The 7,602-nt window shown below is 51.7% G+C and carries 11 protein-coding genes and 1 pseudogene; 6 read left to right on the top strand and 6 right to left on the bottom strand.

Annotated features, from left to right (window positions below):
* The first annotated feature begins 134 nt into the window (after positions 1–134).
* The 3 genes from AC1HCM_RS00670 to AC1HCM_RS00680 are packed head-to-tail and all read left to right on the top strand — an operon-like array spanning position 135 to position 2,081.
* Positions 135–788 carry a hypothetical protein gene (locus AC1HCM_RS00670; RefSeq protein ID WP_479459848.1) on the top strand — a complete coding sequence of 218 codons (654 nt, stop codon included), beginning with the start codon at positions 135–137 and terminating at the stop codon, positions 786–788.
* Positions 721–1,476, top strand: coding sequence for an SDR family oxidoreductase (locus tag AC1HCM_RS00675; protein WP_479459849.1), 756 nt, complete (start codon positions 721–723; stop codon positions 1,474–1,476). Before AC1HCM_RS00670 ends, AC1HCM_RS00675 begins: the two co-directional genes overlap by 68 nt.
* A complete protein-coding gene (locus tag AC1HCM_RS00680; RefSeq protein ID WP_479459850.1) occupies positions 1,473–2,081 on the top strand; it encodes a 7-cyano-7-deazaguanine synthase in 609 nt (202 codons plus the stop codon). The genes AC1HCM_RS00675 and AC1HCM_RS00680 overlap by 4 nt, the downstream gene beginning before the upstream one ends.
* Here the strand turns inward: AC1HCM_RS00680 and AC1HCM_RS00685 are convergent.
* From AC1HCM_RS00685 to AC1HCM_RS00705, 5 genes are read right to left on the bottom strand one after another with little or no spacing between them, the layout of a single operon-like run.
* A complete protein-coding gene (locus AC1HCM_RS00685) occupies positions 2,062–2,289 on the bottom strand; it encodes a DUF465 domain-containing protein (RefSeq protein WP_479459851.1) in 228 nt (75 codons plus the stop codon). The two genes, AC1HCM_RS00680 and AC1HCM_RS00685, sit on opposite strands and share 20 nt — an antisense overlap.
* Positions 2,290–2,344: 55 nt before the next feature.
* Positions 2,345–2,701, bottom strand: coding sequence for a DUF5615 family PIN-like protein (locus tag AC1HCM_RS00690; protein WP_479459852.1), 357 nt, complete (start codon positions 2,699–2,701; stop codon positions 2,345–2,347).
* Complete coding sequence (locus tag AC1HCM_RS00695; protein WP_479459853.1) at positions 2,698–2,922, bottom strand: DUF433 domain-containing protein; 225 nt, start codon at positions 2,920–2,922, stop codon at positions 2,698–2,700. The genes AC1HCM_RS00690 and AC1HCM_RS00695 overlap by 4 nt, the downstream gene beginning before the upstream one ends.
* Positions 2,906–3,352: a hypothetical protein gene (locus AC1HCM_RS00700; RefSeq protein ID WP_479459854.1), complete on the bottom strand. Its 447-nt coding sequence runs from the start codon at positions 3,350–3,352 to the stop codon at positions 2,906–2,908. The genes AC1HCM_RS00695 and AC1HCM_RS00700 overlap by 17 nt, the downstream gene beginning before the upstream one ends.
* A complete protein-coding gene (locus AC1HCM_RS00705) occupies positions 3,310–4,611 on the bottom strand; it encodes an adenylosuccinate synthase (RefSeq protein ID WP_479459855.1) in 1,302 nt (433 codons plus the stop codon). Before AC1HCM_RS00705 ends, AC1HCM_RS00700 begins: the two co-directional genes overlap by 43 nt.
* A gap of 42 nt (positions 4,612–4,653) precedes the next feature.
* Here AC1HCM_RS00705 and AC1HCM_RS00710 point away from each other — a divergent pair, with 42 nt between their 5' ends.
* Entirely contained in the window at positions 4,654–5,439 is a 786-nt protein-coding gene (locus AC1HCM_RS00710) for an IclR family transcriptional regulator (RefSeq protein ID WP_479459856.1), read from the top strand.
* On the opposite strand, the gene AC1HCM_RS00715 is transcribed toward AC1HCM_RS00710, so the two are convergent.
* The gene (locus AC1HCM_RS00715; RefSeq protein ID WP_479459857.1) at positions 5,417–6,094 is read right to left on the bottom strand and encodes an IclR family transcriptional regulator; all 678 of its coding nucleotides are present in this window, start codon (positions 6,092–6,094) and stop codon (positions 5,417–5,419) included. The two genes, AC1HCM_RS00710 and AC1HCM_RS00715, sit on opposite strands and share 23 nt — an antisense overlap.
* A gap of 85 nt (positions 6,095–6,179) precedes the next feature.
* Here AC1HCM_RS00715 and AC1HCM_RS00720 point away from each other — a divergent pair, with 85 nt between their 5' ends.
* Together AC1HCM_RS00720 and AC1HCM_RS00725 are read left to right on the top strand one after the other, a co-directional pair.
* Positions 6,180–7,460, top strand: coding sequence for an NADP-dependent isocitrate dehydrogenase (locus AC1HCM_RS00720; protein ID WP_479459858.1), 1,281 nt, complete (start codon positions 6,180–6,182; stop codon positions 7,458–7,460).
* 10 nt (positions 7,461–7,470) lie between these two features.
* Positions 7,471–7,602, top strand: a pseudogene (locus AC1HCM_RS00725) (OsmC family protein); the annotation flags it as partial.

Raw genomic sequence — 7,602 nt, forward strand, 5'->3', positions numbered from 1 at the left:
CTGGACAAGTTCTACTACGAACACCTCTCTTATCTGAGAGACCCCTTCTCTTCCGGTGTGAAGGTCCCCGAACCGGGGAGGAGCTTCCACCTTAACCTTAGCTACAGGTTCTGAAGGGCATATATTATCTACCGATGGTGTATCTCCTCTTTGCCTTTCTCTTCCTTTTTTCCTGTGCTCAGAAGAAGCTTGTGCCTTTACCCAACGGGGTGGAGGTAGACGAGAAGAGCTACACAGCGGTGTACACGGACTCCGGTCTGAGGATAGTTGTCAAGGCTAACGCCTGGGACGGCTACCTGTCAATTGAGGACAGGCTTCTACCTATCTACGTTGAGGTGGAGAACAACAGCGGTGAGTCTATAGTTATTGAGAAGGACATGATCACCCTTCTTGATGAGAGGGGGAACCAGTACAACCTCCTTGAGCCTAAGGAGGCATCGGAGATAGCAAGGGGGGACTCCTCGGTTGGCTTCGCTCTTGGCTTTGGATACGGGACTCCAAACGTTGGCGTCGGCTGGTTGCTCGGGACACCCTATTACACCGATACGGAGGAGGTCATACAGAAAGCCTTCATACCCGGCAGGGTCCTTCCGGGAGCAAAGCTAAGGGGCTTCCTTTACTTCCAGAAACTTCCCGAAGATGTCAGGAGTGTTAGGCTTCGCATCGGCTGTAAAATAGGTGAGCAGGAGAAGGTGGCGGAGTTCAAGTTCAGGGTTGAGAATGGGAAAGAGAGTTCTGATAACGGGAATAAAGAGAGTAGGAAGGGAGATAGCCAGGAGCCTTATTGAAGAGGGCTACGACCTGTGCCTCCTTTACAGGAGCTCTGAGGAGGAGGCTCGTGAGCTGGAGAGGTTTGGGGCTTCACTTGGAAGGAAGGTCGCACCCCTGAAGGCTGACCTCTCGGACCCCTCAAGCTACGCCTCTGTTGTGGACAGAGCCTATGAGGAGCTGGGAGGGATTGATGCCTTTATACACCTCGCCTCTCCCTATTTCAGCACACCTATGGAGAAGCTCAGCAGGGAGGACCTTTACTCCCACTTTGTCCCTATAGCTGAGGCGTTCCTATTTCTCTCAAAGCTCGTCTATGAGAGGATGCTCGGGAATGAGGGGGAAGTGAAGGGAAGGATAGTAGCCTTCGGCGATTGGGCGGTTGAGTGCACACCCTACAAGCGTTACTCCGCCTACTTCGTGGCTAAGGGTGCGCTTCACACAGCGGTCAAGGTCCTCGCCAAGGAGTTCGCTCCCCACGTTCTTGTGAACTGCATAGCTCTCGGTCCTACCCTGAAGGCTGAGGAGCTTAGCGATGAGGAGTGGGAAAGGATTCTGAGAAAAACACCGCTCGGAAGAGCGGTCTCTTTAGATGATGTGAGCGGTTTGACCCGATTCCTTCTTGAGTGCGACAGCATCACTGGGGAGATAATCAGGGTTGATGGGGGCAGGCACATAGCCGGCTCTGGAACTGGGAGCGTTGGATGAGGAAGGTTGCGCTTCTTTTCAGCGCAGGGGTGGAGAGCTCCTCCCTTGCTGTTCACTATCTGGAGAGGGGATACCTCGTTCTGCCTGTATACGTGAAGTGTGGCTTCCCGTGGGAGGGGGTTGAGATGAGTTGGGGAGAGAGGCTCTGGGCGTTCCTCAGGAAGAGGTACGGGAGTCTTCTGCCTATCAGGGTTCTGCCAGCAAGGGGTATAGGACCCGGAGCAAACAGCGTGGAGATGCCTCTGAGAAACCTTATACTCGTCAGCGCCGTGGCTTTGGAGGCACTTAAAAGGGGTATAAAGAGGGTGAGCATAGGTAGCCTCGGCTTGTACCCCTTCCCCGACAACAACAGGGAGTTCTTTGACGATGTGGAGAGGCTCCTTTCAAGGGGTGCAAAGGTCAGGCTTAAGGTTGATACACCCTTCATGGGTCTTGAGAAGGAGGAGGTTATCAAACGCTACTACGCCAAGCTTCCCTATGGGCTGACCTTCTCCTGCATGAGACCGGTGGAGGGGAAGCACTGCGGGAGGTGTGAGAAGTGTGTTGAGAGGAAGGAGGGCTTCAGGAGGGCGGGGCTTCCGGACCCTACCCGCTACCTTTCTTGAGGAACTCCTGTATCTTCTGCTCCATAAGGTCCTTGTAGTAGAGCTTCTCCTTCTTGAGCTTCTCTATCTCAAGCTCAAGGTCGTGGGTCATGGGATGGTGCTTCTCAAGCTTTGCTATATCCTTATCAAGCTCATCATGTTTGTCCTTCCACTCCCTGAACTCAGGGTCTTCTTCGTAGAGCTTCTTTATAGCCTCTTCTCTCGTCATATCACATCCCCCTTTCTGGGTCTAAAGATTATTAAACCACATGGGCTCATGTGCCTCAACGGAGAACAAGCTTTCGTACCCTTATCCTTTTCTCTTCAACTACGATAAAATTCCCTTCCATTTCTATTCCTGAGTTCAAAAGGCTCAGAAGTCTTCCACCTATAAAGTTGACGTTAATGGGAGGAAACCTAAGGAGAATAACCCCCTCAACCTTATATCCATGGCGATATATTAACTCTCCAAAGTCCTTATCAAAGGTTACCAGTATCCGGGATTCCTTAATTGCGATGTCAATCACTTCCGTGTCTTTTAGTCCGGGCTTTATCTCATCTACTCTTAGGACATCGTACCCTTGATCTCTTAAGCCTTCAACCACTTTTAAGGGTATGTTTTCATCTGCGATAAGCTTCAAACCGGATACACCTTCTCATTCTTTAGTATCTCAAGGGAATACTCTATGGCAGCCAAGATGTCTTCCCTCTTGAGTTGGGGGTAGTTTTCAAGTATCTCCTCAAAGGTCCATCCGCTTGCCAACAGCTCAAGGATAAACTCAACCGGTATCCTTGTCCCCTTTATGACCGGCTTATCAACCATGACCTCAGGGTTTATCTCTATCCTATCCCTGTACTTCATCAAGTACGTCCCCCTTTCTGGGTCTGAAGATTATTAAACCACACAAGGAGAGCAGGTAACCCAGCACCAGTGAGGAGAGGTTCCCCGCAAAGAGGTAGAAGATGAAGGCGACCCCGAAGGGCAGACAAAGGAGAACGTAACTCCAGAAGTACCGCCTTACGGCGGTGTAGCTCCAGTACTTGTCCGACATCCTGACGGGGAAGAGCCTTCTCCTTACTATGAATGCTACAATGTAGGCTATCAAGGATAGGGATATCTCAATCCCATAGATGTAAAGCACAAGCTTTGCGGACACGGGCATGGAGAAGAAGCTGTAGAGGGCTAAACTCACCAGAAAGAAGAGGCTTAAGGATACTATAAAGGCGAGGTTGAGCTCCTTAGCTCTCTTTATAAAGAGCTCACCTTTATCTTGGGCAGTTCCCTGAGCCATATAAACTCTTCCCTCTTGGGACCGGTGGAGAGCATTATAACAGGCACGCCTGTGTAGTCCTCTATGAACTTCACGTAGTCAAGGGCATTGGGCGGTAGTTCCTTCACATCCTTAGCTCCCCTCGTGTCTTTGAGCCACCCTTTTAAACTCTTGTACAGGGGCCTGCAGTTTTCCAGGACTTTTAGGGAGGCGGGGAAGTGCTCTATCCTCTGTCCCTCGTACTCGTAAGCAACGCAGACCTTAACCTCTTCAAAGCTGTCAAGGACATCAAGCTTCGTGAGGATTATCCCGTCAAGGTGGTTCACCTCCACCGCATACTTCAGGGCTACGAGGTCAAGCCATCCGCATCTTCTCGGTCTTCCCGTAGTTGAGCCGTACTCTCCCCCGAGGTCTCTGAGCCTTTCTCCTTCCTTTCCCTTCAACTCCGTAGGAAAGGGACCCCCGCCCACTCTCGTGGTGTATGCCTTTGCAACACCCACCATATATGCGTCAGAGAAGAACTTGGGTGGCAGACCTGTTCCGTTTGAGAGACCGAGAGCTGAAGAGTTTGAAGAGGTCACGTAGGGATAGGTTCCCATATCCACATCAAGCATCGTTCCCTGAGCCCCTTCAAAGAGAAGGCTCTTCTCTGTATCAAGTAGATAGCGGGATACGTCGGTCACCATCTCCCTGCAGGTCTCATACCTCTGAAGGATCCTCTCAAAGACCTCATCAACATTCAGCTCATAGTTCTCGCAGAATACCTTCTCGCATATATCCCTTACAAAGGACACATTCTCCTCAATCAGGGTGTAGAGCCTCCTCTCGTCCTCCAGGTCCGCAAGCCTTATCCCCTTCCTCCCAAACTTGAACATGTAAGCGGGACCTATGCCCCTGAGGGTCGTCCCTATCCCTCCCTTCTTCTCAAAGAGCCTGTCAAGGACCTTATGGTAAGGCATAACGAGGTGTGCCCTGTCGCTTATCAGGAGCCTCCCCTCGTAATCTATGCCCTTCTCCTTGAGGCTCTCAAGCTCATCCTGAAGGACCTCAAGGTCAACAACCATCCCCTGGGCTATAACCCCAACAACGTGGCTGTGAAGTATGCCCGTGGGAAGAAGGTGAAGTATGAACCTCTCTCCTCCAACGACAACCGTGTGTCCGGCGTTGCTCCCACCCTGATACCTGACGGTAACATCGTGGTTCTCCGAGAGAAGATCCACTATCTTTCCCTTTCCCTCATCACCCCATTGGGCTCCGAGGATGACAAGCTTCCTGTCCATAGTGAGCTCCGAACTACTAATTGTATAATATGGAACACAGGTATGCACAGGGATAAGAGCTTCTACCTGATACAGAACGTTGATATAGCTCTCAGGATACTCTTCCTCATAGAGAAGGAGCCGATGGGTGTGGAGCATCTCCACGAAAAGACGGGACTCAAGCCGGAGAGGATTGAGAAGATACTCGCAACCTTCGTTGATAGGGAATGGGTTAGCTACGAAGAGGAGTCGGGAAAGTACATGCTCGGTGTTAAATGCTTTGAGCTTGGGAGAGCTTACTTCCACCACCTTGACGTTAGGAGCCTCGCCAAGCCGATCCTGAGAGATGTCGTGGATAAGCTGAAGGAGAACGCCTATCTGACCACGAAGATAGGCTATGAGGTCCTGTACATAGAGAAGCATGAGGTTGAAAAGGAGGTCGGGATACTTTCCCGCTTCGGGAGAGTCCTTCCTATGTACGCTTCAGCCTCTGGGAAGATATACTTAGCCCACTTTGATGAGAGAGAGCTTGAGGATTACTTCAAGAAGGTCAAGTGGATAAAGCACACCGATAGGACGAAGACCCCCGAGGAGATAAGGAAGGAGTTGAAGGAGATAAGGGAGAAGGGATACTCAATAAACATAGGTGAGTACGAAGAGGACGTGGTCAGCATAGCTGCCCCCGTGTTTGACTACGCCGGGAAGGTAGGCTACACCGTGAGTGTCGTTGCACCAGCCTACAGAGTGCCCGAAGAGCTGCTGGTGAGCAAGTTCAGGAAGGTTGTGGTTGAGGCATCGGAAGAGCTCTCAAAGAAGCTGGGTAAGGTCAGTCCCAATAACCAAGCTTGAGAGATATATCAAGGGCTGCGTCCTCCAGCAGGGGCTTTATCTCCTCCTCTATCTTCCTCAGGGGCATCCTGTACATGGGAGCAAGGACCTCAACAGCGGCGATGGGCCTTCCCCTGTAGTCCCTCACGACGCAGGCACCCCCAGATATCCCGTTCTTCTCATCATGTTCGTAATCAAAGACAAAGCCCGCTTCTCCCTTTAGAGCCCTCTTTATAGCCTTGGCAGAGCTGACCCCGCTGTTTATCCCGTACCTCCTCCCGATTCTGGGCTTGACCTTCACGGGCTTTATAGTCTCCTCAGAGGCTACATATATTATGAACTGCTGCTTGTCGTCAAGCATGGCTAAGTTTACGCTCTCACCCAGCCTGAAGCGTAGTCCCTTCAGAACGGGTATGGAGAGCTTTGTCAGGGGATGTTTGTGGATAAAGCCGTAGCCCAAGACAACACAGCCAGTTGAGAGCTTGTACTTCTCCGTCTCTTCCTCCTTTTCAACTAGCCTGTGCTCCTCAAGGGTTATGAGTATCCTGAAAACGTTGTTCTTGTTGAGGTTGAGCTCATTGCTTATCTCCGTCACCCCGGCAACACCCTTCTCCATAAGGAGGTCAAGCACATCAAGGGTTTTGTGGAGCGCTTTCATCAGAGTGTATTTTAACACTCTAACAGACTTAAAACGATGTTTTAAAAAACTTGACAGCCTGAGGGCAGTCCCCTAAAATTTTATCACCTTTCAGGAGGAGAGAATGGAAACCCTCAAGGCTGATAACGTTTACTACTGGGAAGGAGAGGCAAAGAGACCCCAGGAAGGTGAGTTCATCAAGCTGGGAGAAAAGGCGAGCCTGCTTGTCCCCGACAAGCCCATAATCCCCTTCATAGAGGGAGACGGCATAGGTCCGGAGATAACCCCCGCCATGATCCACGTAATAAACACAGCCGTTGAGAGAGCGTACGGCGAGAGCAAGAAGATAGTTTGGGTGGAGCTCCTCGCAGGGGATAAGGCGGAGGAGAAGACCGGCGACAGGCTCCCCCAGGAGACCTTAGACTTCCTCAAGGAGGCGGTGGTCGGTATAAAGGGACCCCTCGGTACGCCTGTGGGAAAGGGGGTCAGGTCCATAAACTCAGCCCTCAGGCGAGCCTTTGACTTCTACTCTGCCGTCCGTCCCGTGTACTGGATGGGTCAGCCCACGCCCATACCTGAGCCCCAGAGGGTTGATGTTGTCGTCTTTAGGGAGAACACCGACGACGTTTACGCAGGTATAGAGTTCTTCTCCGGCACCGAGGAGGCGAAGAAGGTCAGGGAGTTCCTTATAAAGGAGATGGGTGCAAAGGAGGACGGCTTTCCTGAAGACGTTGGCATAACAGTGAAGCCAATGAGCGAGTTCAAGACAAAGAGGCACGTCAGGAAAGCCCTCAGGTACGCCCTTGAAAACGGTAGGAAGAACGTTGCCGTGATAGGCAAAGGGAACATAATGAAGGCCACCGAAGGTGCCTTTATAAACTGGGCTTTTGAGGTGGCAAAGGAGCCCGAGTTTGAGGGCAGGGTGGTAACAGACCAAGAGGCTCAGCCGGGAGAGGGACAGGTAAAGCTCACAAAGGTGATAACCGACCAGATGCTCATGCAACTCGTCCTCAGACCCGATGCCTGGGATGTGATAATCGCCCAGAACTTGAACGGAGACTACGTTTCAGACCTTGCCGCTGCCCTTATCGGAGGTCCGGGATTCGTCCCCAGCGGGAACATTGGGGAAGGCTATGCTCTCTTTGAGAGCACCCACGGAACAGCCTGGGACATTGCCGGCAGGGGAATTGCCAATCCCCTCTCTTTGACCCTCTCGGGAGCTATGATGCTTGAGTACCTCGGCTGGAAAGAGGCTGCCCAGAAGGTCTATAACGCTGTTAAGAAGACCTTTGAGGACAGGGTGGGAACCCCGGACATAGCAGCCGGCTTCAGGAGGATGGGAGAGCAGGCAAGGGAAGTATCAACCATGGAGTACGCAAAGGAGATAGCGAGGAGGATAGATTAGGAGGTAGAGAATGAAGATCAAGGTAAAGCAGAAGGAGGACTTCCACTTCGTGGGAATAGGACCTGCCGGAAGAGATGTGCCCATAGACGCAGCGGACTACGTAGGCGGAAAGGGAAGGGGAATAAGACCGCCGGAGCTTCTG

The organism is Hydrogenivirga sp. (genome assembly GCF_056450045.1).

Bases quoted from the DNA above. Each gene is read 5' to 3' on its own strand.
- AC1HCM_RS00705 (WP_479459855.1), bottom strand. From the start codon at position 4,611: ATGGACAGGAAGCTTGTCATCCTCGGAGCCCAATGGGGTGATGAGGGA.
- AC1HCM_RS00710 (WP_479459856.1), top strand. From the start codon at position 4,654: ATGCACAGGGATAAGAGCTTCTACCTGATACAGAACGTTGATATAGCT.
- AC1HCM_RS00675 (WP_479459849.1), top strand. From the start codon at position 721: ATGGGAAAGAGAGTTCTGATAACGGGAATAAAGAGAGTAGGAAGGGAG.
- AC1HCM_RS00720 (WP_479459858.1), top strand. From the start codon at position 6,180: ATGGAAACCCTCAAGGCTGATAACGTTTACTACTGGGAAGGAGAGGCA.
- AC1HCM_RS00685 (WP_479459851.1), bottom strand. From the start codon at position 2,289: ATGACGAGAGAAGAGGCTATAAAGAAGCTCTACGAAGAAGACCCTGAG.
- AC1HCM_RS00670 (WP_479459848.1), top strand. From the start codon at position 135: ATGGTGTATCTCCTCTTTGCCTTTCTCTTCCTTTTTTCCTGTGCTCAG.
- AC1HCM_RS00700 (WP_479459854.1), bottom strand. From the start codon at position 3,352: ATGGCTCAGGGAACTGCCCAAGATAAAGGTGAGCTCTTTATAAAGAGA.
- AC1HCM_RS00695 (WP_479459853.1), bottom strand. From the start codon at position 2,922: ATGAAGTACAGGGATAGGATAGAGATAAACCCTGAGGTCATGGTTGAT.
- AC1HCM_RS00680 (WP_479459850.1), top strand. From the start codon at position 1,473: ATGAGGAAGGTTGCGCTTCTTTTCAGCGCAGGGGTGGAGAGCTCCTCC.